The following is a 23,107-nucleotide window of genomic DNA, read 5'->3' as shown; positions in this document are numbered from 1 at the left end:
CCATGGGTGCTGTGCGCGTCTATTTCGCGACCAATCGCAACGAGCAGCCCGACAACAAGAAGCTGGTCTTCGGACCGCGCTTCAATCCCGACGGGGTGGCGGCGCTGCGGTTCGGCTATGTCGACTTCCGGGAGGGCGTCGAGACGCTGCAGGGCGGGTCGGTATTCGTCTATCCGGACATGAAGGGCGAGACCGACGTGACCAAGACCGGCGGCGGCCGGTTCCTGGACGACGTCCGCAAGGCCATGTTGGACGGCCAGGACACGCTCGTCTTCATCCACGGCTTCAACGTCACGTTCAACGGCGCGATCGAGGCCGGCGCGCGACTGGCGCGCGATGTGCGGATCCGGGCCGGGGCGACCGACGACGGCCGACCGGTGAACGTGGTGGTGTTCAGCTGGCCCTCGGACGGCGAGGCGGTGCCGTTCATGTCCTACTACAGCGATCGGGAGGACGCGCGGGCGTCCGGACCGGCCCTGGCGCGGACCTATCTGAAGCTGAAGGACTTTCTGGAGCAGCTCCGTAACCAGGATCGCTGCGATCGCAGCATCCACCTGATGGCCCACAGCATGGGCGCCTATGTCCTGCGCCAAGGCCTGCAGGCGGTGCTCGCCAAGAACGCCGACGGGCTGGTGCGAATCTTCGACCAGATCCTGCTGGCCGCGCCCGACGAGGACGACGACACCTTCGAGCAGGACAGCAAGCTGAAGCCGCTGCCGAAGATCGGCCGGCAGGTGACCGTCTATTTCAATCCGTCCGACCGGGCGCTGGTGATCTCGGACAAGACCAAGGGCAATCCGGATCGGTTGGGCTCGGACGGCCCGCGGCTGATCGACATGCTGCCCAAGAAGGTGGTGCTGGTCGACTGCCGCAACGTGGCCGGCGACGCCGACGCCCTGATCCAGCACAGCTACTATGCGCGCAGCCGCGCCATGACCTTCGATATCGGCGCGGTGCTGGCGGGCATGGACGCCGAGGCGATCGGCAACCGGGACTATATGCTGCCGCTGCGGGCGTGGCGGATCGCGAAGGAGCTGGCTTAGCGGGCCTTCAGCGCCGCCACCGCGTCACGCGTGCCCGCCGTCATCGGCGAGGGCAGGGCGTCCAGCGGGAACCAGCCCCATTCGTGGATGGCGTGGGCTTCCTGGATCGCGGGCTCACCCTCGAAGCTCTCGACCGCATAGGTGATGGCCACCCAGTGATAGTCGGGGGCGACCATGTCGGTGACGGCCAGGACGCGGCCGGCCTTGATGGTGACGCCCAGTTCCTCGTTGATCTCGCGCTCTGCGCAGGTCTTGGCGGCTTCGCCCCAGTCCAGCTTGCCGCCGGGCACGCCCCAGTGATCGGCCTCGGGGTTCTTCACGCGCTTGACCAGCAGCAGCCGGCCCTGGTTGTCGAGGATGGCGGCGCCACAGCCGACGCGAGGACGTTGAACTTCTTCGGTCATGAGTGGCGGTAAAGCCTGAAACGCGGCCGCGAGGCAAGCCGGCGCTTGAAGACTCAGGCTTCTGGGCTATACGCAGCGCTCATGACCAACGATGACGTCCTCGACGAATTCCGCGCCGCGGGAGCCCTGCGCGAAGGCCACTTCGTGCTGTCCTCCGGCCTGCACAGCCCGGTCTTCCTGCAGAAGAACCTGGTGTTCATGCGCCCCGAACGCTGCGAGCGGCTCTGCAAGGCCCTGGCTGAGAAGATCCTCGCCACGGTCGGCGCGGTCGACGTCGCCGTCTCGCCGGCCGTCGGCGGCATCATCCCCGGCTACGAGACCGCCCGTCACCTGAACGTGCCGTCGATCTATGTCGAGCGCGAGGGCGGCAGCTTCAAGTTCCGCCGCGGCTTCCACCTCGAGCCCGGCCAGAAGGTCGTGATGGTCGAGGACATCGTCACCACCGGCCTGTCGTCGCGCGAGTGCATCCAGGCCATCCAGGACGCCGGCGGCGACGTCGTGGCCGCTGCCTGCATCGTCGACCGCTCGGGCGGCAAGGTCGATGTCGGCGTGCCGCTGGTCTCGCTGTGCAGCCTGGAAGTCCCGGCCTATCCGGCCGACGCCCTGCCGCCGGAGCTGGCCGCGATCCCCATCGAGGATCCCGGCAGCCGCCGGCTGCGCTGAGGCGCGGAAACCTCGCCCTTCGACAAGCTCAGGGTGAGGTTTTCTACTCGGGCTTCGGCATCCGTCCTCACCCTGAGCCTATCGAAGGGCGAGGACGCGCCTCGGCGGATCAGTTCGCGGTCGGCGGCGTCAGCTGCTTGACCGGCCAGGCGATGCCCAGCTGTTCCAGATAGGTCCCGTACTTGTCGGGGTCGTAGTAGTACTTCTTCATCTCGGGCCGGAAGGTCGCCATGATGTTGGCGTTGATCTGGGTCTGCGGCTTGTCGGTCGCGGCCAGCATTGGCACGTACTTCTGCGTCTTGGTCTGGACGTCGGTGAAGTAGGTCTTGGCCTCGGCCAAGAGCTTGGGCTGGGTCAAGAGGTCCAGCGCCGTCATCGCCACCACCTTCGAGCCGGCCACCACGCCCTTGTGGGCGATCGGCGTGGCCATCGAGATGGCGTTGGCCCAGTGGTGGCCCGGCAGGTCGGGGATGTTCGACGGATAGTTGATGGTGATCGTGGGCATGATCCACGAGATGTCGCCGATGTCGTCCGAGCCGCCGCTTTCCGGTTTCTCCTCCGGCGGTTTCAAGCCCTTCAGCTTGACGTCGAGGCCTTCCTGCTTGGTCGAGCCGACGTTCTTCTGCACCGCCTTGGCGAAGGCCTGCTCGTCGTCGGTCCATTTGGGCAGGCCGACGGCGTCGATGTTCTTCTGGGCGGCCTCGGCGATCGGCTTGTTGAAGTGGCGCGGGGCGGCCGTGCCGACGATGGCGTAGTCCATCTTCGTGTCGGTCATGTCGGCCGCCGCCTTGGCGATCCGGTTGCCGATGTCCCAGTTCTTCTTGATCGCGTCGAAGGTCTGTTCGCGGAAATAGTACCAGACGGTGGCCTCGGACGGCACGACGTTGGGCTGGTCGCCGCCGTCGGTGATCACATAGTGCGAACGCTGCTCGGGCTTGAGATGCTCGCGGCGCATGTTCCAGCCCATGTCCATCAGTTCGACGGCGTCCAGGGCGCTGCGGCCGCGCCAGGGCGCGCCGGCCGAGTGGGCGGACTCGCCATGGAAATTGTACTTGATGGAAACCAGGCCGGTGCCCGAGGGCTGGCCCCAGGCGGTCTGCAGGTTCGAGCCGACGTGGGTGAAGATGGTGGCGTCGACGCCTTTGAACACGCCGTCGCGGACCATGTAGGCCTTGCCGGCCACCAGCTCCTCGGCCACGCCGGGCCACAGAACCAGAGTCCCGGCGATGTTCTGCTTGGTCATCACGTCCTTGACCGCCAGGGCGGCGACGACGTTCAGGGCCTGGCCGGAATTGTGGCCTTCGCCATGGCCCGGCGCGCCCGGAACGATCGGATCGTGCCAGGGCACGCCCGGCTTCTGCGAGGCCTTGGGGATGCAGTCGATGTCGCTGCCGAAGGCGATGGTCGGGCCGCCGGTCCCGTTCGTCCAGGTCGCGGTCCAGGCCGTCGGGATGCCCGAGACGCCGCGCTTGATGGTGAATCCGTTCTGCTCCAGCACCTTGGTGATGTAGGCCGAAGTCTCGACCTCCTGGAAGCCCAGTTCGCCGAACGAGAAGATCTCGTCGTTCATCACCTGGGCCAGCTTGGCGCGGCTCTCGACGCCGGCCACGGCTTCGGCCTTCAGGCTCTTGAGCTTGCCGGCCGAGACGTCGGCGGCGCCTGCGCCGCTGGCCATGGCGACAGCCAGAACGCCCGCCGTCGCGGCGAGCCAGGTCTTGTTCGAAATCATCACGCCCCTCCCAAAGGTAGAGCGTATACGATCAGGCGCCCGCGCGGCTTTGTCCATGCGCCAGCCCTGGCGCCGGCCCGCGAAATTCCCACCTGCACAGGCGGGCGGCTGGGCTTATAGATTTCGCCTCGAGTCCTTGAGTCCTTGGTTTCAGCAGGAAGAGCGGATGAGCTTGCGACTGGGCGTCAATATCGACCACGTGGCCACGATCCGGAACGCGCGCGGTTCGTCCTATCCCGAGCCCGTGCGCGCGGCGGAGTTGGCCCTGGCCGCCGGCGCCGACGGCATCACCGCCCACCTGCGCGAGGATCGCCGCCACATCAGTGACGCCGACATCGCCGTGCTGACCGACCTCTGCCACAAGCGCGGCAAGCCGCTGAACTTCGAAATGGCCGTGACCGACGAGATGGTCGGCATCGCCATCGGGGCGCGCCCGCACGCCGCCTGCCTGGTGCCCGAGCGCCGCGAGGAGGTGACCACCGAGGGCGGCCTGGATGTGATCAAGGGCCAGAACCGCATCACCGACGCCACCGCCCGCCTGCGCACGGTCGGGGCCCGGGTGTCGCTGTTCATCGAAGCCGACCCCGAGCACATCCGCGCCTCGGCCGCCGCCGGCGCCCAGGTCATCGAGCTGCACACCGGCGCCTATTGCGACGCCTATCGCGAGGGCCACATCGAGCGCGCCGAAGCCATTCTCGAACGGCTGAAGCGGGGCGCGACCCTGGCCGCGAGCCTCGGTCTCGAAGTCCACGCCGGCCACGGCATCGACTACGCCACCGTCAAGCCGATCGCCGCGATACCGGAGATCGCCGAGCTGAACATCGGCCACTTCCTGATCGGCGAGGCGATCTTCGTCGGCCTGCCGCAGGCCATCCAGCGGATGCGCCTGTTGATGGACGCCGCCCGGGTCGAGCATCCCGCGAAAGTGGAGGCCGGTTTTGCGTAAGGATGCTCGACAACTAAAAGATGCCGAGCGCGAAACGCGCTCGGTGGAAGCGGAGCAGGCCGCGTGATCATCGGCATCGGCTCGGACCTCTGCGATATCCGACGGATCGAAAAGTCGCTCGAGCGCTTCGGCGAACGCTTCACCAACAAGGTCTTCACCGAGATCGAGCGTCGGCGGTCCGAGCGCAAGCCCGACCGCGCCTCCAGCTACGCCAAACGCTTCGCGGCCAAGGAGGCCTGCTCCAAGGCCCTGGGCACGGGCCTGAAGCGCGGCGTGCACCTGGCCGGCATGGGCGTGGTCAACCTGCCGTCGGGCAAGCCGACCATGGCGCTGACCGGCGGCGCGCTGGAGCGGTTGAAGGAACTGACCCCAGAGGGCATGGAGGCGGTGATCCACCTCTCCCTGACCGACGACCACCCTTACGCCCAGGCCTTCGTGATCATCGAGGCCCTGCCCAAGGCCTGACGCACTCGCCTCCGACCAACTCGCGTGGCGCCCGAGACCGTTTGACGAAACGGCCCAACCGTCGCCATGAAGGACGGCTAACGGCCCGGCCACTTGCCCCTCCAACTCTTGCTCATGGGGGCAAGCCCGTCTAGCAAAGCCGAACCGGTTCGCCGGTCAATCATCTTCGAAGAGCTCCGCGCCCGCATGACCGACGCCGCCGACGACCTTACGCCGCCCGAACAGAAGGGCGTCGTCGCCGAGTTCATCGAAATCATCAAGACCGTCGCCTACGCCCTGGGCATCGCCCTGGTGCTGCGGGTCCTGCTGTTCCAGCCGTTCACCATTCCGTCGGCCTCGATGGAGCCCAACCTCTATCAGGGCGACTACATCATCGTGTCGAAGTTCAGCTACGGCTGGAGCAAGCACTCGATCCCGTTCAGCCCGCCGATCATCAAGGGCCGCATCCTGGGCCACGCGCCGACGCGCGGCGACATCATCGTCTTCAAGCTGCCGCGCGACAACCGCACGGACTACATCAAGCGCCTGATCGGCCTGCCGGGCGACAAGGTCCAGATCCGCGGCGGCCAGGTGTTCATCAACGGCAAGGCCCTGCCGCGCAAGGAACAGGCCCCGGCCCTGGTCGACACCGGCTATGGCTTCACCCAGCAGGTCCAGCGCTTCCAGGAGACCAACCCGGAAGGCCGCCAGTACAACACCCAGGACTTCGGTCCCGACAGCCGCGGCGACAACACCGGCGTCTATACCGTGCCGGCCGGCTGCTACTTCTTCATGGGCGACAACCGCGACAACTCGGCCGACAGCCGGTTCGACCCGGGCGTCTCGCCGTATGCCGAGAGCGCCTGCAAGTGGGACTACGAACTGGACCAATATATCGGTGACGAGATCGGCGTCGGCTTCGTGCCCGCCGAGAACCTGGTCGGCCGCGCCCAGATCATCCTGCTGTCGTGGAACGCCGAGGCCAGCCTGTTCAAGCCGTGGACGTGGTTCCTGAACGCGCGTCCCAGCCGCTTCTTCCACGTGCTGAAGTGAACCCCAAGGGACCTGCAAGCCATGGATAGACGGGTCGCCGCCGTCGGCGACCTCGAGCGCCGGATCGGCCATCGGTTCAACGACCGCGAACTGCTCGAACGCGCCCTGACGCACGCCAGCGTCGGGGATGGGGCCAAGAAGGTCCGCGACAACGAGGTGCTGGAGTTCATCGGCGACCGCGTGCTGGGCCTGCTGGCCGCCGAGGCCCTGGCCGATCGTTATCCGAGGGCCAAGGAAGGCGAGCTCGCGCCGCGCCTGAACGCCATTGTCAGCCGCGAGACCTGCGCCCGCGTCGCCCGCAAGGCCGAACTGGGGCCGGCCCTGCGCTTGTCGGCCTCGTCCAGCAAGATCGGCGGTCGCGAGACCGACTCGATCCTGGCCGGCGGCGCCGAAGCCCTGATGGCCGCCCTCTACCAGGACGGCGGCCTGGATGCGGCCCGCAAGGTGTTCCTCGACCTGTGGGCCGACGAGTTCGACAGGGCCGGCGAGGGGCGTCCGCGCGATCCCAAGACCGCGCTGCAGGAATGGGCCCAGGGCAAGGGCCGTCCGCTGCCGACCTACCGCGTCCTGGACCGTACGGGTCCGGACCACGCGCCGGTGTTCACGGTCGAGGTGACGGTCAAGGGCGTCGACCCCGCCATCGCCAAGGGCAAGTCGCGCCAGGAAGCCGAGAAGGCCGCCGCCAAGGCTCTGCTGGAGCGCGAAGGGGCGGAGTAGGGCGTCCCGCCCCTCTCTCGCGGAGAGGGGATTGGAAGCGCTCTATCCCCGGCGTTCGCGACACTGAACACCACGAAATCAATCACTTGTCGATTTTTCGCGCCGCTGAATGATCCGCGCTGAATCCTGCCCGACAATGATCTCACCTGACGGCTTGGAAGGGACGTCCGGCCGGCGATCGTGACGGCTGTCAGGGGTGGTTGAGCGGGACGCGCTCGTCGGGGTCTCTTCGGAGACGCCTTCGCGACCGATCCGGCGGCGGGTTCCCTGAAACATGGGGCGAAGCTCTGGCGGCGAGGGTTCGGCGAGCGCGACAGGCCCGGGCTGAAATCGCCCGTGCGTCCGGGACTAGGGTCGTCGCCCTGGCCCGCCCGTCGGAGGCCCAAACATCGGGAGCGGGTTAAAACCCCGCGCTCTCGAAGGCTTCCGGATAACGGACCACGCGGAGCGCTCTGGCTTCGTCGAAACGGTATCTACTCAATCATCCTCCGGGCGTGGCCCGGCGCTCCGCGTCCCTTTCACGAACTTCAGCGGCTGGCCGCGTGAAGTGGCCGACGTGCGACCCTCGTTCACCGGAGGTTGACCCCCGCCCCGCTCGCGCTCTCTCATGCTGTCTCGCGTCCGCGATTCCCGGAGAACTTCCCCATGCGCCGTCTCGCCGTCGCCCTGCTGCTGACCCTCGGCCTGGCCGCCTGCGGCAAGGGCCAGTCCTTCCAGGCGTTGCCCGACGACATGAGCCTGGGGAACAAGGACGCCAAGGTGACGGTGGTCGAATACGCCTCGGTCGGCTGTCCGATCTGCGCGCGCTGGGACACGGAAGTCTTTCCGGCCTTCAAGTCCAAGTACATCGATACCGGGAAGGTCCACTACGTGTTCCGCGAGATGCTGGTCGGCGGCGGCTCTGAAGTCACGGTGGCTTCGGCCGGGTTCCTGCTGGCCCGCTGCGCCGGCAAGGACAAGTACTTCCAGGTCAACGAAGCGATCTTCGCCAGCCAGCCGGGCGTCTTCGAGACGCCGCGCGAGACCCTGTTGGACATCGCCAAGTCGGTCGGCATGAACGAGGAGCAGTTCAACAAGTGCGTCACCGACGAGGCGGCGATCAAGGCCCTGAACGAGCGGGTCGAGAAGAACGCCAAGGAGCACGACATCAACGCCACCCCGACCTTCGAGATCAACGGCCGCAAGATGGAGCCGGGCTACCACTCGCTGGCCGAGATCGACGCGGCTATCGAGAATTCCGGCCACTGACAGCGGCGTTGGTCATGCGCGGCGTACAGGGGGAGGAATTCCGGCCTCGCTGTGCTACACGCACGCGCAATGACTGACACCACCTCCCAAACACCCGCCCAAACACCCGCTCAGACTCGCGCCGGTTTCGCGGCGATCATCGGCGCGCCGAACGCCGGCAAGTCCACCTTGGTCAACCGCATGGTCGGGGCCAAGGTCTCGATCGTGACCCAGAAAGTCCAGACCACTCGCTTCCCCGTGCGCGGCGTCGCCATCGCGGGCGACACCCAGATCGTGCTCGTCGACACCCCCGGGATCTTCAGCCCGCGCCGTCGCCTGGACCGCGCCATGGTCCGCGCGGCCTGGGCCGGCTCGGAAGACGCCGAGGCCACCGTCCACCTGGTCGACGTTCAGGCCGAACTGGCCAGCCGCGAAGACAAGGCCACGCCCGGCGAATACCGCTCGGTCCAGGACGTCCAGACCATCATCGAGGGCCTGAAGGCCGCGAACCGCAAAGTCATCCTGGCCCTGAACAAGATCGACGGCGTCAAGCGCGACACCCTGCTGCAGGTGGCCAAGGAATTCTTCGACACCGGCGTCTACACCGACGTCTTCATGATCAGCGCCGCGACCGGCGCCGGCGTCGAGGACCTGACCGCCAAGCTGGTCTCGATGATGCCGGAAGGGCCGTGGCTCTATCCGGCGGACCAGACCGCCGACCTGCCGGCGCGCCTGCTGGCGTCGGAGATCACCCGCGAGAAGGTCTACCTCCGCGTCCACGATGAACTGCCCTACGCCGCCATGGTCGAGACCACGGCGTTCGAGGAGCGCAAGGACGGCTCGGTGCGCATCGAGCAGACCATCCTGGTCGAGCGCGAAGGCCAGAGGATCATCGTGATCGGCAAGGGCGGACAGACCCTGAAGTGGATCGGCCAGGCCTCGCGCGAGGAGCTGTGCGACATCCTCGACCGCAAGGTTCACCTGTTCCTGCACGTGAAGGTCAAGGAGAACTGGGCCGAGGAGCGGGGCCTGTTCAGCGATATCGGACTGGATTTCGATGTTTGACGCGCCCGCGGCGGCCGTCGATCTGGACGCCTACTTCCGGCGCATCGGCTACGACGGTCCGCGCGAGCCGACCCTGGCGACGCTGCGCGCCCTCACGCTGAAGCACCCGGACGCCATCCCGTTCGAGAATCTCGACGTCCTCTTGGGACGCGGGATCAGCATCGTTCCGGCCGATGTCGACGCCAAGCTGATCGGGGCCGGACGGGGCGGCTACTGCTACGAGCAGAATGGTCTCTTGAAGCGCGTGCTGGAGGCGTTGGGCTTCGAAGTTCAAGGCTTGATGGCTCGCGTCTGGTGGATGAAACCGGCTGACGCTCCGATGCGGGCCCGCTCGCACATGGTGCTGAAGGTCATGGTCGACGGCGTCGCCTGGCTCGCCGACAGCGGCTTCGGCGGCTGCGTGCTGACGGCGCCGCTGGATCTGTTCTCGAACGCCGTGCAACAGACCCCCAACGGTCCGTTCCGCATCGAGACCGCCGCGCCGGAGATGGGCGGCGAGCGGCTGGTGCTAGCCAATCTGTCGGGGACTTGGGCGCCGCTTTATCAGGTGGCGCTGGGCCCCTGGGAAGACGTCGACTACGAGCCAGGAAACTACTTCACCTACACGCACCCCAGCTCGCACTTCACCTGGAGCATGACGGTGGGGCGCACGACGCCGACCGCCCGCTACGCCCTGAAGAACAACCGCTTCACCCATCGCGACGTCACCGGCGCGGTGGTCGAGCAGCGGGACCTCACCGTCGACGAACTGGAAGCGACCCTGCGCGACGTCATCGGCCTGCCGGTCGAGCCTGAATGGCGCGACGTGCTGGAGAAGGTCGTCGCCTGGGGGACCCCCGCTTGACCACCGAATGGGAGGACGAAGCCTACGTCCTCTCGGCCCGCTCGCACGGCGAGACGGGGGCCATCGTCGAGCTCTTGACGGAAGGTCACGGCAAGTTCGCCGCCCACGTGGCCGGCGCGGCCTCGCGGCGGATGAAGCCCTTCCTGCAGCCGGGCGCGCGGGTCATCGCCCGCTATCGCGCCCGGGTCGCGGACCAACTGGGCTCGGCCACGCTGGAGCCGATGGGCGAGGGGCCTTCCAGCCTGTTCGACGACAGCCTGGCGCTGGCGGGCCTGTCGTCCGCAGCCGCGATCGCCGCGTCGGCCCTGCCGGAGCGCGAGGCCCATCCGGGCGCCTTCCATGCGCTGGAAGCCCTGATCCGCGTGCTGGAGATCCCCGACATCTGGCCGGCCGTCTATGTGCGCTACGAGGCGGGCCTCTTGCAGGAACTGGGCTTTGGCCTGGATCTCTCCAAGTGCGCCGCCACGGGCAGCTTCGACGATCTGGTCTATGTCAGCCCGCGCACCGGTCGCGCCGTCAGCCGAGGGGCGGGGGCGCCGTACCACGACAAGCTGCTGCCGCTGCCGCCGTTCATGCTGTCCTCGCAGGGCGGCCTGGCCGAGGGCGATGTGAAGGCGGGCCTGGACATCACCGGTCACTTTCTCGAACAGTTCGTCTTCGGCCCGCTGAACCGGCCGCTGCCCGCGCCGCGCATGTGGCTGATCGATCGCCTGACGGAGGCCGGCCGACTGTGAGCGCCGTTCCGACGCTTTCCGCGCGAATTCGGTCGCCCTCCGCGCTGGAAGCCGGAAAACCGGGGATCGTTCAGGCCTAACCGGTCGAATCATCGCGGCGATGTCTGCTAGGATCGCTACCCGGAGTAACGAATCCCCTCGATGAACAAGCCTGTCCTTCCTCCCGGCGGTCCTGACGACGGCGACCGCATCCTCGACGAGCCGCTGACGGAAGCCCTGTCGCGCCGCTATCTGGCCTATGCGCTCTCGACCATCGGCTCGCGGGCGCTGCCCGACGTGCGCGATGGCCTCAAGCCCGTGCACCGTCGCGTGCTGTACGCGATGAGCAACATGCGCCTGAACCCCGACGCCGCGGCGCGCAAGTGCGCCAAGGTGGTCGGTGAGGTCATGGGTAACTTCCACCCGCACGGCGACCAGTCGATCTACGACGCCCTGGTGCGCCTGGCCCAGGAGTTCAGCCAGCGCATCCCGCTGGTCGAGGGGCAGGGCAACTTCGGCAATATCGACGGCGATAGCGCCGCGGCCATGCGCTACACCGAGTGCAAGATGACGGAAGCGGCGACGCTTCTGCTGGACGGCATCGACGAGGACGCGGTCGACTTCAAGCCGACCTATGACGGCCAGGACGAGGAGCCTTACGTTCTGCCGTCGGGCTTCCCGAACCTGCTGGCCAACGGCTCGTCGGGCATCGCGGTCGGCATGGCCACCTCGATCCCGCCGCACAACGCCGCCGAGCTGATCGACGCCTGCCAACTGCTGCTGGCCAATCCCGACGCGACGACCGAGGACATCCTCGAAAAGGTCCCAGGACCCGACTTCCCGACCGGCGGCGTCATCGTCGAGCCCCGCGCCTCCCTGCTGGAAACCTACGAGACCGGTCGCGGCGGCGTGCGGGTGCGGGCCAAGTGGGAGAAGGAGGACACCGGTCGCGGCACGTACCAGATCGTCGTCACCGAGATCCCCTACCAGGTGAAGAAGTCCGATCTGGTCGAGCAGCTGGCCGATCTGATCGAGAGCAAGAAGGCCGCCCTGCTGGGCGACGTCCGCGACGAGAGCGCCGAAGACATTCGTCTGGTGCTGGAGCCGAAGTCCAAGAACGTCGAACCCGAAGTGCTGATGGAGAGCCTGTTCAAGCTCTCGGCGCTGGAGGCTCGCTTCCCGGTCAACATCAACGTGCTGGACGCGCGTGGCACGCCGGGCGTGATGGGCATCAAGCCGGCGCTGATGGCCTTCCTGGCCCACCGCCGCGAAGTGCTGACCCGCCGGGCCCGTCACCGCCTGGCCAAGATCGAAGCCCGTCTGCACATCCTGGACGGCCTGCTGATCGCCTACCTCAATCTCGACGAGGTCATTCGGATCGTCCGCTACGAGGACAAGCCGAAGGAAAAGCTGATCGAGACCTTCGGGCTCTCGGATATCCAGGCCGACGCCATCCTCAACACCCGCCTGCGCCAGCTGGCCAAGCTGGAGGAGATGGAGATCCGCCGCGAGCACGCCGAGCTGGTCGAGGAACGCGACGGCATCCTGGCCATGCTGGCCAGCGAGGCCAAGCAGTGGAAGCTGGTCGGCAAGGGCCTGTCGGATGTCCGCGCCACGCTGCTGAAGATCAAGCATCCGCTGGACAAGGCCGGTCGAGCGACGGGCGTCATCGGCCGTTCGATCTTCGCCGACGCGCCGGTCGTCGACGCCGACGCCGCCATCGAGGCGATGATCGTCCGTGAACAGATCACCATCATCCTGTCGGAGCGCGGCTGGATCCGCGCCGCCAAGGGCAAGGTCGAGGATCCGTCCGAGCTGAAGTTCAAGGACGGCGACAAGCTGGGCTTCCTGGTCCCGGCCGAGACCACCGACAAGCTGCTGATCTTCTCAAGCGACGGCCGCTTCTTCACCCTGGGCTGCGATAAGCTTCCCAGCGCGCGGGGCCATGGCGAGCCGGTGCGAATGATGATCGAGCTGGACGACAAGGTGAAGATCATCGACGTCTTCCCGTTCAAGGCCGGCCGCAAACGCATTCTGGCCTCGAAGCTGGGCTACGGCTTCCTGATGCCCGAGGAAGAAGCGCTCGCGAACCGCAAGGCCGGCAAGCAGGTCCTGAATGTCGACGCCGCCGGCGCGGCCTTCTGCCTGGAAGCCGTGGGCGATCAGTTCGCGGTGATCGGCGACAACGGCAAGATCCTGATCTTCCCGATCGAGGAGCTGCCGGAAATGCCGCGCGGCAAGGGCGTCAAGCTGCAGGCCTATCGCGAGGGCGGTTTGCGCGACGGCCTGTCGTTCAACGCCGAGACCGGCGCCTACTGGATCGACACCGCCGGCCGCCGCCGCGACTGGGCGGAGTGGAAGGAATGGATCGGTCGCCGGGCCGGAGCCGGCAAGCTGGCGCCCAAGGGCTTCGCGACCAACAAGCGGTTCAAGCCGAAATGAGCAGGGGACGGCTGCGTCGCCGCGCGCTGAGCTTGCTGGCCAGCGTCTTCGGTTGCGCGGCCGTCGCCGCGACCCCGGCCCTGGCCTTGCCCCTGCCGAGGGGCAAGCCGGAAGAGCAGGGCTTCAGCGCCGAGCGGCTGAAGAAGCTCGACGATCACATGCAGGCCATGGTCGACCGCGGCCAGATCGCCGGCGGCGTGACCCTGCTGGCCCGCCACGGCCGCGTCGTCCACGCCAGGGCCTTCGGCCATCGCGCCCTGGGCGGCGAGCCGATGCCGATCAACGCCATCTTCCGCATCCGCTCGGAGACCAAACCGGTCACCGGCGTGGCGATGATGATCCTGTACGAACAGGGTCTGTGGAACCTGGACGACCCGATCAGCAAGTTCGTGCCGGAGTTCGCCAATCTCCGCATCGCCACGGGCGTCGACGCGGCGGGCCAGCCCATCCTGGCGCCGATCACCCGCCCGCCGACCATGCGCGAGCTGATGACCCATACAGCCGGCTTCGCCTACGGTATCGCCGACGATCCCGGCAGTCCGGCCGACCAAGCCTACTACCGCGCTGGCGTGTTACAGTCCGGCTCGCTGAGCGAGCTGGTTCAGAAGGTCTCGGGCCTGCCGCTGTTCTCCGAGCCAGGGCGATTGTGGCGCTACAGCGTGGCGGCCGACATCCAGGGCTACATCGTCGAGAAGCTGTCGGGCGAGACCCTGCCGGTCTTCATGGAGGAGCACATCTTCGCGCCGTTGAAGATGAAGGACACCGCCTTCTACGTGCCGGCCCAGAAGCAGCCCCGCCTGGCCGCGCTCTATGACGGAGATCCGGCGACGGGTGCGCTGGCGCCGGCCATGGAAGGCGCCTGGCGCGACGTCAGCAAGCCGCCGGCCGCGCCGTTGGGCGGGGGCGGCCTCGTCTCGACCGCCGGCGACTTCGCCCGCTTCGCCCAGATGATCCTGAACAAGGGCGTGCTGGACGGCGTGCGGATTCTCAAGCCCGAAACCGTGGCGCTGATGACCCAGAACCATCTGCCGCCCGGCTTCGTGGTCACGACCAACGGCACGACAGGCGTGCTCAACCCCGGACCCAAGCCGTTCCCGTTCGCGGCCGGCATGGGCTACGGCATCGACATGGCCGTGGCCGTCGATCCAGCCGCCTCGGGCGCGCCTGTAGGGCCGGGGACGGTCAGCTGGGGCGGCAGCGCCGGCACCTGGTTCTGGATCGACCCGGCCAACGACCTGTTCTTCGTCGGCATGATCCAGCGGCTTGGCGGCGTCGGTCCCGGTTTGGACGCCCAGTCGCGCGCCCTGGTGTACCAGGCGATCGAACGCCCGACGGAGATCGCGCTGGGGCAGCAGCCCGCCAGACCCTCCGCCAGGGCGACTACCGCCCGTTAGAAGCAGGAAAGCTCCCTCCGCGGGGCGGAGGGAGCTTGTTTGCGGCTTGGTGAGCTGAAAACTAAGCCGCGAACAGGATATCGACCGCTTGAGTGACGCCGCCGACCACAAGGCCGGTGACGCCAGCCAGCTTGATCAGGCCATCCCCCGCATCGACGCCGGTGACGCCGTTCTGGTGGAAGACATAGGTGTCGCCGTTCCACTCGAAGACAGTGTTGCTGTTGGCGGCCGTGATGCTCGCATAGGCGTTCAGCGCGTCGTCGAAGGTGGCGTTGGCGACGAAGTAGAGCTGTTTCTTCTCGCCTGGCCCGACCAGGCCCGGGAAGCTGAGGATATCGAAGCCCTTCTTGAAGTCGTCGATCACGGCGATGTCGGTGACCTTGCCGTTCACCAGGTGCAGGCCGGCGAAGCCGCCGATGTCCACGGAGTCGTAACCCGAGCCGGTGGTGACGCCGCCGTCCAACTTCTCGACAAAGATCTGGTCATTGCCGGTTCCCGTGTCGATATGTCCGCGCATGATCCCGTTGTCGACAAAGACGATGTCGTTGCCGCCTCCGGTGTTGATGTGCTTGCCCGCGTCCAGTCCGCCGGGGCCATCGGTGATGATCGGCTTGATGACGTCGTTGCCGTCGCTGGCCAGGACGTGGGTGTTGTCGTCCGGCTCCCGGTTGTAGACGTCGACGTTCCAGTCGTGGGCGAAACGCGCGCTTTCGCCGGGCAGTCCCGGGTCGTCGGGGCCGCCGGCCGCGTGGTGTCCGCCCTTGCCGTAGACCGAGAAGAACACCGACAGCGGGTTCGTCTTACCGTCTATTGCGACGTCGGCGAGAAAGGCGCGGACGGCGTCCGCGTACGGGCCCTGGCTGCTTGTCATGGCCTCGGCCATCAGCGCGCCGACCATGGCCGCGCGCGTCCCGATGCCGTTACCGCCGTCGCCGCCCAATTCGGCGAAATATTCGCCCCGGGTGTAGGTCCCTCCGCGACCGTTCGGCACCTCCGCGTCGAGATAAGTCAGAATCTCGTCATAGGTGCGCTCGACGCCGAAGAGCTTCAGATAGGCCTTCTGGAACGTCGAATACATTGTTCCATTTTCGCCGTAGCTCTTGATGAAGTTCTCCCGACCTTCACCGAACTTGGCCAGGTTGATCGCGAAATTGATGTAGCGGTTCACGAGATTGAACTGCGCGTAATAGGCGCTGTTCAGATTGTTCGCATTCCCGCCGACCGGCGAGAGCAGATAGTCCAGCCCCTGCGTGCCCAGGCTTATGTCGGCAAGGAAACCGTAAGCCATCACCGCCACCTCGGTCGTGGACTTGGCGCTGTCCTGGATCCAGCGCACAGCGGAGGCATAGCTCCAGAGGTCCCCGACCATGCCGCCTCTGTCGGCGTCGATGCCTTGCGCCATCATGGTCAGCTGTGTCGAGGCCGAAAGGGGAAGCTCCGCCTGCGTCGGCAAGCGATGGATATTGCGGTAGATCGTGATCAGGTTGTCCAGGGTGGCCATCGCCAGCGTCGCCTTAAAATATCGTAATCCCTCGTGCAGTAAAAAATATACATGAACGACGTTCGAACAACCCGGTTCTTCATGAAATAACCTTAACCTTGGGCGTGACGGATCGCCTGTCATCCGGACGTTGAAAAAGCGGGTTTCAACGCGGATGCGCCCGCTCTAAGGTCGCGTCAAACATCTGTTCGGGGAGGACGCCTTGGCGTTTCGGAAGTTCATCGCGGCCGCGCTGGCCGCGACGCTGCTAGGCGGCGGCTCCACCGCGACTCTGGCTGCTCCCCTGGGGGCGGCGTACAGCACGCCCGCCATCGCCCCCGCCGCGCCGGAAAGCGTCGGCTTCTCGGCCGAAGGCCTGAAGAAGCTGGACGCCCACATGCAGAACTTGGTCGACACCGGCCACCTGCCGGGCGTCACCACCATGCTGGTCCGTCACGGCAAGGTCGTGAACTACGAGGTCCACGGCAAGAAGGGCTTCGACGGCCCACCGATGACCAAGGACACCGTCTTCCGGATCTATTCGCAGTCCAAGCCCGTCACCGGCGTGGCCATGATGATCCTCTACGAGGAGGGCAAGTGGAAGCTGGACGACCCGGTCAGCAAGTACATCCCCGAGTTCGCGAGCCTGCGCGTCTTCAAGGGCGTCAACGCGGACGGCTCGTTCGACACCGTGCCCGCCGACCGTCCGCCGACCCTGCGCGAGATCATGAGCCACTCGGGCGGCTTCGCCTACGGCCTGGTCCCCGACAATCCCATCGACAAGGCCTATGTCTCGACCGGCGTGCTGGGCGCCAAGTCGAGCCAGGAGTTCGTCCAGAAGGTCGCCGCCCTGCCGCTGGTGGCCCAACCGGGCACGCGCTGGAAGTACAGCGTCTCGGTCGACATCCAGGGGCTGATCGTCGAGAAGTTGAGCGGCATGTCGCTTGGCGACTTCATGCGGAAGCGGATCTTTACGCCGCTGAAGATGGTCGACACCGCCTTCTGGCTGCCGCCGGAGAAGATGGATCGCCTGGCTTCGCTCTATGTCTGGGGACCCAAGGAACAGAAGCTGGTTCCCGCGACCGGCTTCATGGTGCTGGATATCACCAAGCCGCCGGCCTTGGCCTCGGGCGGCGGCGGCCTGGTCTCGACCAACGCCGACTACGCCCGCTTCGCCCAGATGCTGCTGAACGGCGGCGAGCTGGAGGGCCATCGCATCATCAAGCCCGAGACCGTCAAGCTGATGCGGACCAATATGCTCAGCGACACGATCATGAATTCGGACGACCCGCCGTTCAACGCGGCCAAGGGCAAAGGCTTTGGGCTCGACTTCGCGATCGTGATGGATAGCGCCAAGGCCGGTCCGTACGGGCAGGGGACCTACAGCTGGGGCGGCGCGGCCGGCACCTGGTTCTGGATCGACCCGACCAATGACCTCTTCTTCCTGGGCATGATCCACATCCTCAACAAGGGCGGCGATCCGACCATCAAGGACATCGACGATGACAGCGCCAAGCTGGTCTACGACGCCCTGATCGACCCTAAGAAATAACGCTCCTTCAAGAGCCAAGAACAACAACAGGGAGAACGCCATGAAGGCCGCCGTCTATTATGAGACAGGGGCGCCGGACGTCTTTCGCTACGAGGACGTTCCCGACCCCGTCTGCCATCCGCAGGGCGTGGTGATCCGCGTCGAGGCGGTCAGCATCGAGGGCGGCGACACCCTCAATCGCGGCGGCGGCCAGATGGCGGGCAGCCCGCACATCGTGGGCTACCAGGCCGCCGGCGAGATCATCGAGGTCGGCGCCGAGGTCTCTCACCTGAAGGTCGGGACGAGGGTGGTCACCGTGAACGCCTTCGGCTCGCACGCCGAGCTGCGCGCCGTTCCGGCCCGCAACGCCTGGCCGATCCCCGACGGCTTCGACATCCAGAAGGCTTCGGCCATTCCGGTGCCGTTCGGCACGGCGCACGAGTGCCTGTTCGGCGCGGGCCGTCTGAAGGCGGGCGAAACCGTCCTGGTCCAGGCCGGAGCGGGCGCCGTGGGCCTGGCCGCTATCCAACTGGCCAAGCAGGCCGGCGCGACGGTGCTGGCCTCGGCCTCCAGCGACGAGCGGCTGGAACGCCTGAAGGCGTTCGGCATGGATCACGGCGTCAACTACCGCCGTGACGACCTGGTCGAGCAGGTGATGAAGCTGACCGGCGGCAAGGGCGTCGATCTGGTGGTCGACCCGGTCGGCGGCGCGACCTTGCAAGGCAGCCTCGGCGCGCTGGGTTATCGTGGACGCATCTCGCTGGTCGGCAACGCCGGGCGCGAGCCCATGAAGGTGGACGTGTCGTCGTTGATGGGCGGAAATCGATCGCTGACCGGCGTCTTTCTGGGCGCGGAGATCATGACCGACCGCGTCCACGACATGATCCAGGAAATGATCGACCGCGCCGCCAAGGGCGAGCTGGAGGTCGTGATCGACAAGACCTTCCCGCTGTCCGAAGCCGCCGCCGCCCATGCCTATATCGAGAGCCGCCAGGCTGTCGGCCGCGTGCTGCTGATCCCCTGATGGCCAGAATGACCAACCGTGTCCTGGCCCATACGGGCGCGAAATATCCAATCATCCAGGCTCCGATGGGCTGGATCGCTCGCTTTCCGCTAGCCTCGGCTGTCTCCAGGGCTGGCGGGCTTGGCGTCATCGAGACTTCGTCCGGCGAGACCGAGACCTGCAAGGCCGAGATCACCAAGATGGCGGCCAGCGGCCTGCCGTTCGGAGTGAACCTGCCGATCATGTTTCTGCGCGACGACGCCATGCTGCGCTTTGTCTGCGAGAGCGGGGTCAAGTTCGTCACCACCTCGGCCGGCAGCCCGGCCAAGTTCGTCGGACCGCTGAAGGACGCCGGCATCGTCGTCTACCACGCCGTGCCGACGGTGGACGCGGCGGTCAAATGCGTCGAGGCGGGCGTCGACGGCCTGGTGGTCGAGGGCGCCGAGGGCGGCGGCTTCAAGAATCCGGAGGAGGTGTCGACCCTGGTCCTGCTACAAGCGATCCGCGCGCGGGTCGACGTGCCCATCGTCGCCGCCGGCGGCATCTGCGATGGGCGCGGCATGGCGGCGGCGTTCGCCCTAGGCGCCGAGGCGGTTCAGATGGGCACTCGCTTCGTCAGTTCGGCCGAGAGCCCGGTCCACGCCAACTACAAGGCGGCGATCACCGGGGCCAAGGAAACCGGCACCTGGGTGCTGAACAAAAAGGCCAGCCCCTGCATCCGCGCCATCAAGTCCGACCTTACCAAAGAGATCTACGACGCGGGGGTCATGCCGCCCGATGTGCTGAAGAACATCCTCGACGTCTATTTCGGCGGTGACATGGAGGCCGCGCCCGCCTTGGCCGGCCAGACCGTGGGTCTGATCGACGAGATCAAGACCGCCCAACAGATCATCGACGAGACCGTCGCCCAATTCCACGACATCACTGGCCGGCTGGGGGCTTTGGCCGCCGCCCGCGCCTTCTAGGAGCTACAAAATGCAAGACCTGTTTTCCCTCGAGGGCCGCGTGGCCCTGGTTACCGGCGGTTCGCGCGGCATCGGCGCGATGATCGTCAAGGGCTTCCTGACCTACGGCGCCAAGCGCGTGTATATCACCGCCCGCAAGGCCGCCGCCTGCGACGCGACGGCCGAGGAACTCAGCCAGTACGGTGATTGCGTCTCCCTGCCGGGCGACATCTCGACCATGGAAGGCATTCAGGGCCTGGCCGACCGGATCAAGGAACGCGAGGAAAAGCTCGACATCCTGGTCAACAACGCCGGCGCGGCCTGGGGCGCGGCCTTCGACGAGTTCCCGGAAAGCGGCTGGGACAAGACCGTCGACCTCAACATGAAGACGCCGTTCTTCCTGACCCAGGCCCTGATCGGCCCGCTGCGCGCCGCCGCCAAGGATCGCGTCGCCAAGGTCATCAACATCTGCTCGATCGACGGCCAGTCGGTGAGCAAGGAAGAGACCTATCCCTACGGCGCGTCCAAGGCCGGCCTGCTGCACATGACCAAGCGCATGGCCCTGCGCCTGGCGGCCGACAACATCGCCGTCAGCGCCATCGCGCCCGGCGCCTTCGCCTCGGACATGAACAAGGTCGCCCGCGACCACGCCGACGCGGTGTCGAAGGCCATCCCGGCCGGCCGTATCGGTTCGGAAGAGGACATGGCCGGCGCGGCCATCTACCTGGCCTCGCGGGCCGGGGACTATGTGATGGGCGGCGCCGTCACGGTGGACGGCGGGGTCAGCTTCGCGCGTTAGGAGGTCCATTCAGTCAGAAACGCCAAGGCCGGTCTACCGGCCGGGGCGAAGCGGCCGCGCTGGACTTGAGACCAACCGCGCCGCGCTGGCCCCAGATCCCGGGAGAGCCTTCGCGAGGCTTCCGGGACCTGGGGGCTATGGCGGAGGCTAGGCCGCCCGGGCGACCGACGGGTTCTGGTCGTCTCCGATGCGGAAACGGCCGACCAGCCGCGTCAATTCATTGGCCTCGCCGCGCAGATTGCTGGCCGCGGCGGTGGCTTCCTCGACCATCGCGGCGTTCTGCTGGGTGACTTGGTCCATTTGATTGACCGCGGTGTTGACCTGGTTGAGACCGGTGGCCTGTTCGCGCGACGAGCGGGCGATTTCGGTGATCTGGTCGGTGATCTCGGTCACCTTGCCGACGATGCCGCTGAGGGCCTCGCCGGTCTGACCGACCAGCTTCACGCCGCGCTCGACCTGGGCGGTGCTGCTGGCGATCAGCGTCTTGATCTCCTTGGCGGCGTCGGCCGAGCGTTGAGCCAAGGCCCGCACCTCTTGCGCCACGACCGCGAAGCCCCGGCCGGCCTCGCCCGCACGGGCCGCTTCGACCCCGGCGTTCAGGGCCAGAAGGTTGGTCTGGAAGGCGATCTCGTCGATAACGCCGATGATCTGGGTGATCTGCCCCGAGCTCTGTTCGATCTCCCCCATGGCCGCGACCGCGTCGCGCACCACTTCGCCCGAACGCTCGGCGTCGATTTTCGCCGAGGCGGCGGCGTTCGAGGCCTGGATGGCGCCCTCCGCGCTGCGATTGACCGTCGAGGTGATCTGGTCGAGGGCCGCGGCGGTCTCTTCCAGACTGGCGGCCTGCTGCTCCGTGCGATGCGACAGGTCGTCAGACGCGCTGGCGATTTCGGCCGAGCCTCCCCGGATGGAGCCCGCGGTCGAGGCGATGTTGACGAGCGCGTCGCGCAGGCGGCTTACGGAGTGGTTGAAATTGTCCTTGACCGGCTGGGCCCTGGCCGAGAAGGCCGCATCGATCTTGTGGGTCAGGTCTCCCTCGGCCAGGGCCTTCAGGCCGTCCGCCAGGGCGTCCAGCGCGATTTGGTTCTCGGCGGCTTCGTCGCGCGCCTTTTGCTCGATCAGCGTCTGCTCGTGAATATCGGTCAGCGAGCCGCATGCGCGGATCAGGCCGCCTTCTGTGTGAATGCACCCACCGGTAGCGCGGTACCAGCGATAGACGCCTTGCCGGGTCATCAGGCGATAGGTGACATTGTATCGCGCGGCGCCGGTCTTGTCGGTCAGGTGGGCGGCGAAGGCGGCGAACGTGGGTTCCACATCGTCGGGGTGCAGCCTGTCCGACCAGGAGCGGCAGACATTCGGAAAGTCGGCCTCGCTGGTGTAGCCGATCAGCCGGCGAAATTCCGGCGACCAGGTCCAGACGCTCTTGGGGTGCAGGGCGTCGGCGTCATGCAGCACGGCTTCCCACAGGCCGATGCCACAGGCCTGATCCAGCAGTTCGGATCGTTCCTTCAGGTCCGCCAGTTGCTTCTTGAGGAGATTGATCTCGCCCGTCTTGCGTTCCGAGAAAAACATAATCCACATCCCCCTAACTGTCGCCGCGTTCACCGAAGCGTTTCACTAAATTTGGGATGAAGTGGTTTCTTGGGTGTTAACCAAGGTGCAGATTCAATTCATCTGACCGCGATCTTTTGACATTCTTGCCAAGTTCACGCGTTCCACTTTTGCGTGTCTTGAGGTTATTGCCGTTGGAAGACGTGTATTCCGAGGTGTCTTCGGAAACGTTCCGCTACGGCAGGTCGTCCAGCGAAGCCGGCTCGGCGTCGCTGAGGTCGAGGTCGCAGGTGTCATGTGAGTTGGGTCGCGAACTGGGCGGACGAGCGCCGCGTTCGCGGGCCGACATCAGCGACCAGCCGCCGGGCTTCAGGATTTCCAGCGGCGAATAGCGCGCCTTGTAGGCCATCTTCTCGCTGCCCGGGACCCAGTAGCCCAGATAGACGTAGGGCAGGCCGCCCTGCTGAGCTTGGACGATGTGGTCCAGGATGACGAAGGAGCCCAGGCTCCGACGGTCGAGATCGGGATTGTAGAAGCTGTAGACCAGCGACAGGCCGTCGGCGAGCACGTCGACCAGCACGCAGGCGATCAGGTCGCCCGGGCCGCGGTCCTGTGACTTGCGGCGATATTCGATCAGGTGGGTGCGGACGGCGGTGTCCTCGACCATGGCCACGTAATCGGGCCAGGTCATCTCGGCCATGCCGCCGTCGGCGTGGCGAGCCAGCAAATAGCGGCGCAGCAGTTCGAACTGCTCCAGAGTCGCCTCGGCCTCGACCAAGTGGCGCTCGAGGTCGTCGTTACGGTTCAGGACCTTCCGCTCCGAACGCGACAGCACGTAGTCGGCGGCGGGCGCGCGAGCCGACTGGCAGGCGCGGCAGGTCTCGCAAGCGGGACGGTAGGCGATGTTCTGCGAGCGACGGAAGCCGACCTGAGTCAGGCTGTCATTGACCGTCGGGCCGTCGGACAGGGGCAGGTGGGCGAACACCTTCCGTTCCTCGCGGCCGGGCAGGTACGGGCAAGGCGTGGGCGCCGTCAGAAAGAACCGAAGCTGTCGCGTCGGAAAATGCTGCGTCACTTGTAGGCCCTGTCCCCTTCAGCGCGTCTGCCGCCCAGAA

General features: G+C 66.6%; 21 protein-coding genes. 16 read left to right on the top strand and 5 right to left on the bottom strand.

What is annotated here, in order from left to right; genetic code table 11:
• Positions 1-2: 2 nt before the first annotated feature.
• Complete coding sequence (locus tag AC1RJ9_RS19420; protein ID WP_492839657.1) at positions 3-1,043, top strand: alpha/beta hydrolase; 1,041 nt, start codon at positions 3-5, stop codon at positions 1,041-1,043.
• Here the strand turns inward: AC1RJ9_RS19420 and AC1RJ9_RS19415 are convergent.
• Entirely contained in the window at positions 1,040-1,447 is a 408-nt protein-coding gene (locus AC1RJ9_RS19415) for an NUDIX domain-containing protein (protein WP_492839658.1), read from the bottom strand. The genes AC1RJ9_RS19420 and AC1RJ9_RS19415 overlap by 4 nt on opposite strands.
• A gap of 81 nt (positions 1,448-1,528) precedes the next feature.
• On the opposite strand from AC1RJ9_RS19415, the gene pyrE reads away from it, so the two are divergent.
• Positions 1,529-2,110, top strand: coding sequence for an orotate phosphoribosyltransferase (gene pyrE / locus AC1RJ9_RS19410; protein ID WP_492839659.1), 582 nt, complete (start codon positions 1,529-1,531; stop codon positions 2,108-2,110).
• A gap of 109 nt (positions 2,111-2,219) precedes the next feature.
• Here pyrE and AC1RJ9_RS19405 read toward each other — a convergent pair whose 3' ends face one another.
• Complete coding sequence (locus tag AC1RJ9_RS19405; protein WP_492839697.1) at positions 2,220-3,836, bottom strand: M20 family metallopeptidase; 1,617 nt, start codon at positions 3,834-3,836, stop codon at positions 2,220-2,222.
• A 169-nt stretch (positions 3,837-4,005) separates the two neighbouring features.
• Between AC1RJ9_RS19405 and AC1RJ9_RS19400 the strand changes: the two genes are divergently transcribed.
• The 10 genes from AC1RJ9_RS19400 to AC1RJ9_RS19355 all read left to right on the top strand — a co-directional run bounded on the left by AC1RJ9_RS19400 (position 4,006) and on the right by AC1RJ9_RS19355 (position 14,684).
• Positions 4,006-4,785 (top strand): pyridoxine 5'-phosphate synthase, encoded by a 780-nt coding sequence (locus AC1RJ9_RS19400; protein WP_492839660.1) that lies wholly within the window; start codon positions 4,006-4,008, stop codon positions 4,783-4,785.
• Positions 4,786-4,848: 63 nt separating this feature from the next.
• Positions 4,849-5,250 (top strand): holo-ACP synthase, encoded by a 402-nt coding sequence (acpS, locus tag AC1RJ9_RS19395; protein ID WP_492839661.1) that lies wholly within the window; start codon positions 4,849-4,851, stop codon positions 5,248-5,250.
• 186 nt (positions 5,251-5,436) lie between these two features.
• The gene (gene lepB, locus AC1RJ9_RS19390) at positions 5,437-6,282 is read left to right on the top strand and encodes a signal peptidase I (protein WP_492839662.1); all 846 of its coding nucleotides are present in this window, start codon (positions 5,437-5,439) and stop codon (positions 6,280-6,282) included.
• A 21-nt stretch (positions 6,283-6,303) separates the two neighbouring features.
• Positions 6,304-6,999: a ribonuclease III gene (gene rnc / locus AC1RJ9_RS19385; protein WP_492839663.1), complete on the top strand. Its 696-nt coding sequence runs from the start codon at positions 6,304-6,306 to the stop codon at positions 6,997-6,999.
• A gap of 645 nt (positions 7,000-7,644) precedes the next feature.
• A complete protein-coding gene (locus AC1RJ9_RS19380; RefSeq protein ID WP_492839664.1) occupies positions 7,645-8,247 on the top strand; it encodes a DsbA family protein in 603 nt (200 codons plus the stop codon).
• A gap of 69 nt (positions 8,248-8,316) precedes the next feature.
• Positions 8,317-9,291 carry a GTPase Era gene (gene era, locus AC1RJ9_RS19375; RefSeq protein ID WP_492839665.1) on the top strand — a complete coding sequence of 325 codons (975 nt, stop codon included), beginning with the start codon at positions 8,317-8,319 and terminating at the stop codon, positions 9,289-9,291.
• Positions 9,284-10,135 carry an arylamine N-acetyltransferase family protein gene (locus tag AC1RJ9_RS19370; protein WP_492839666.1) on the top strand — a complete coding sequence of 284 codons (852 nt, stop codon included), beginning with the start codon at positions 9,284-9,286 and terminating at the stop codon, positions 10,133-10,135. The genes era and AC1RJ9_RS19370 overlap by 8 nt, the downstream gene beginning before the upstream one ends.
• A complete protein-coding gene (gene recO / locus AC1RJ9_RS19365; RefSeq protein ID WP_492839667.1) occupies positions 10,087-10,869 on the top strand; it encodes a DNA repair protein RecO in 783 nt (260 codons plus the stop codon). Before AC1RJ9_RS19370 ends, recO begins: the two co-directional genes overlap by 49 nt.
• A gap of 141 nt (positions 10,870-11,010) precedes the next feature.
• A complete protein-coding gene (gene parC, locus AC1RJ9_RS19360) occupies positions 11,011-13,290 on the top strand; it encodes a DNA topoisomerase IV subunit A (RefSeq protein WP_492839668.1) in 2,280 nt (759 codons plus the stop codon).
• On the top strand, positions 13,287-14,684 hold the full coding sequence (locus AC1RJ9_RS19355) for a serine hydrolase domain-containing protein (protein WP_492839669.1): 1,398 nt from the start codon (positions 13,287-13,289) through the stop codon (positions 14,682-14,684). The genes parC and AC1RJ9_RS19355 overlap by 4 nt, the downstream gene beginning before the upstream one ends.
• Positions 14,685-14,745: 61 nt before the next feature.
• On the opposite strand, the gene AC1RJ9_RS19350 is transcribed toward AC1RJ9_RS19355, so the two are convergent.
• Positions 14,746-16,185, bottom strand: a complete 1,440-nt coding sequence (locus tag AC1RJ9_RS19350) for a hypothetical protein (RefSeq protein WP_492839670.1) — start codon at positions 16,183-16,185, stop codon at positions 14,746-14,748.
• A gap of 202 nt (positions 16,186-16,387) precedes the next feature.
• Here AC1RJ9_RS19350 and AC1RJ9_RS19345 point away from each other — a divergent pair, with 202 nt between their 5' ends.
• Genes AC1RJ9_RS19345 through AC1RJ9_RS19330 form a run of 4 tightly spaced genes read left to right on the top strand, consistent with a single transcriptional unit; the run spans position 16,388 to position 20,441 of the window.
• Positions 16,388-17,716, top strand: a complete 1,329-nt coding sequence (locus tag AC1RJ9_RS19345; RefSeq protein ID WP_492839671.1) for a serine hydrolase domain-containing protein — start codon at positions 16,388-16,390, stop codon at positions 17,714-17,716.
• 40 nt (positions 17,717-17,756) lie between these two features.
• Positions 17,757-18,719 carry a quinone oxidoreductase family protein gene (locus AC1RJ9_RS19340; RefSeq protein ID WP_492839672.1) on the top strand — a complete coding sequence of 321 codons (963 nt, stop codon included), beginning with the start codon at positions 17,757-17,759 and terminating at the stop codon, positions 18,717-18,719.
• An 8-nt stretch (positions 18,720-18,727) separates the two neighbouring features.
• Positions 18,728-19,663 carry an NAD(P)H-dependent flavin oxidoreductase gene (locus AC1RJ9_RS19335; RefSeq protein ID WP_492839673.1) on the top strand — a complete coding sequence of 312 codons (936 nt, stop codon included), beginning with the start codon at positions 18,728-18,730 and terminating at the stop codon, positions 19,661-19,663.
• Between the two features lie 10 nt (positions 19,664-19,673).
• A complete protein-coding gene (locus tag AC1RJ9_RS19330; protein ID WP_492839674.1) occupies positions 19,674-20,441 on the top strand; it encodes an SDR family NAD(P)-dependent oxidoreductase in 768 nt (255 codons plus the stop codon).
• A gap of 147 nt (positions 20,442-20,588) precedes the next feature.
• Here AC1RJ9_RS19330 and AC1RJ9_RS19325 read toward each other — a convergent pair whose 3' ends face one another.
• Both AC1RJ9_RS19325 and AC1RJ9_RS19320 read right to left on the bottom strand, forming a co-directional pair.
• A complete protein-coding gene (locus AC1RJ9_RS19325) occupies positions 20,589-22,013 on the bottom strand; it encodes a methyl-accepting chemotaxis protein (protein ID WP_492870916.1) in 1,425 nt (474 codons plus the stop codon).
• Positions 22,014-22,227: 214 nt separating this feature from the next.
• The gene (locus AC1RJ9_RS19320) at positions 22,228-23,067 is read right to left on the bottom strand and encodes an arginyltransferase (RefSeq protein WP_492839676.1); all 840 of its coding nucleotides are present in this window, start codon (positions 23,065-23,067) and stop codon (positions 22,228-22,230) included.
• Positions 23,068-23,107 lie beyond the last annotated feature (40 nt).

It is taken from the genome of Caulobacter sp. GW822-FHT07D08 (genome assembly GCF_058798735.1).
The sequence above is the reverse complement of the archived record's forward strand: the minus strand, read 5'-3'. Positions and strand labels throughout refer to the sequence as shown.

Bases quoted from the DNA above. Each gene is read 5' to 3' on its own strand.
- AC1RJ9_RS19420 (WP_492839657.1), top strand. From the start codon at position 3: ATGGGTGCTGTGCGCGTCTATTTCGCGACCAATCGCAACGAGCAGCCC.
- AC1RJ9_RS19415 (WP_492839658.1), bottom strand. From the start codon at position 1,447: ATGACCGAAGAAGTTCAACGTCCTCGCGTCGGCTGTGGCGCCGCCATC.
- pyrE (WP_492839659.1), top strand. From the start codon at position 1,529: ATGACCAACGATGACGTCCTCGACGAATTCCGCGCCGCGGGAGCCCTG.
- AC1RJ9_RS19400 (WP_492839660.1), top strand. From the start codon at position 4,006: ATGAGCTTGCGACTGGGCGTCAATATCGACCACGTGGCCACGATCCGG.
- lepB (WP_492839662.1), top strand. From the start codon at position 5,437: ATGACCGACGCCGCCGACGACCTTACGCCGCCCGAACAGAAGGGCGTC.
- rnc (WP_492839663.1), top strand. From the start codon at position 6,304: ATGGATAGACGGGTCGCCGCCGTCGGCGACCTCGAGCGCCGGATCGGC.
- AC1RJ9_RS19380 (WP_492839664.1), top strand. From the start codon at position 7,645: ATGCGCCGTCTCGCCGTCGCCCTGCTGCTGACCCTCGGCCTGGCCGCC.
- era (WP_492839665.1), top strand. From the start codon at position 8,317: ATGACTGACACCACCTCCCAAACACCCGCCCAAACACCCGCTCAGACT.
- AC1RJ9_RS19370 (WP_492839666.1), top strand. From the start codon at position 9,284: ATGTTTGACGCGCCCGCGGCGGCCGTCGATCTGGACGCCTACTTCCGG.
- recO (WP_492839667.1), top strand. From the start codon at position 10,087: ATGGCGCGACGTGCTGGAGAAGGTCGTCGCCTGGGGGACCCCCGCTTG.
- parC (WP_492839668.1), top strand. From the start codon at position 11,011: ATGAACAAGCCTGTCCTTCCTCCCGGCGGTCCTGACGACGGCGACCGC.
- AC1RJ9_RS19355 (WP_492839669.1), top strand. From the start codon at position 13,287: ATGAGCAGGGGACGGCTGCGTCGCCGCGCGCTGAGCTTGCTGGCCAGC.
- AC1RJ9_RS19350 (WP_492839670.1), bottom strand. From the start codon at position 16,185: ATGGCCACCCTGGACAACCTGATCACGATCTACCGCAATATCCATCGC.
- AC1RJ9_RS19340 (WP_492839672.1), top strand. From the start codon at position 17,757: ATGAAGGCCGCCGTCTATTATGAGACAGGGGCGCCGGACGTCTTTCGC.
- AC1RJ9_RS19335 (WP_492839673.1), top strand. From the start codon at position 18,728: ATGACCAACCGTGTCCTGGCCCATACGGGCGCGAAATATCCAATCATC.
- AC1RJ9_RS19330 (WP_492839674.1), top strand. From the start codon at position 19,674: ATGCAAGACCTGTTTTCCCTCGAGGGCCGCGTGGCCCTGGTTACCGGC.
- AC1RJ9_RS19325 (WP_492870916.1), bottom strand. From the start codon at position 22,013: ATGTTTTTCTCGGAACGCAAGACGGGCGAGATCAATCTCCTCAAGAAG.